This window comes from Brevibacillus borstelensis (genome assembly GCF_037834415.1).
Lineage (GTDB): Bacteria > Bacillota > Bacilli > Brevibacillales > Brevibacillaceae > Brevibacillus > Brevibacillus borstelensis_A.
Genome location: NZ_JAUMSJ010000106.1, coordinates 1 through 881, shown reverse-complemented (window position 1 = coordinate 881; position 881 = coordinate 1). Strand labels below are relative to the sequence as shown.

The 881-nt window shown below is 45.3% G+C and carries 1 pseudogene; it reads right to left on the bottom strand.

Annotated elements, in window-relative coordinates:
- Positions 1–801 (bottom strand): annotated as a pseudogene (locus Q3F21_RS27165) (IS3 family transposase); the annotation flags it as partial.
- Between the last annotated feature and the right edge of the window lie 80 nt (positions 802–881).

Below are 881 nucleotides of genomic sequence, written 5' to 3'. Positions count from 1 at the left end.
CGCCCTGGACGCTCGCAAAAGCGCGGGAAATCAGCGCAGCGTCCTTATTTAGACCTACACTATGACCAATGATCTCTCGATTGAACAAATCTACAAGCACACAAATGTAATGCCATTGGTTCTGAACCTTCACATAAGTCAGATCGCTGACAACGAAACGTTGGACTTCCTCCTGCTCGAACTGACGGTCCAGAATATTCCCCGTAGTTGCTTCATTAGAAGCGGTTTTATGGGGTTTATATTGAGCCACGGTGTAGGTGGAAACGAGCCCTTGCTCTTTCATGATCCGACCAATTCGACGTCTGGAGACGACGAATCCGCGTTCTTGGAGCTTGACTTTGATCTTTCGTGTACCGTAGGCTTTTCGATTTTTGTGGAAAATCTCCACAATCGCTTCGGTTAGAGCGTCTTCGTTCGGTTGTTCTTTCGCTTCATAGTAAAACGTACTTCTTGCGATTTGCAGGACGTCGCACATTGCTGATACCGAGTATTTATCAAGGTTGTTCTGGATGATAGCTACTTTCGTCCCATGATCAGCGCGGCTTGCTTTAAAATATCGACCTCCATTTTCAGACGCTGGTTCTCTTTTCGTAAAGCGATCAGTTCATTTTCTTCTGACGAGCGATTGTCTTTCTCCTTAAAGGAGCCCGTTGTCTGAGCCTGCTTGATCCAGCGGTCTAAAGCGGAAGCTGTGAGGTCATATTCCTCCACAATCGCTGCTCTGGATTTCCCGTTTTCATAGAGTTCCACCATTTGTTTTTTGAATTCTAAGGTAAAGGTACGTCGTTGCTGTTTTGGCATTGTAGAGATCCGCTCCTTAACATAATAGGTTTATTCTACAAGCCCTTATTTTTTCTGTCCAACTTAGTGTAACCGATCCA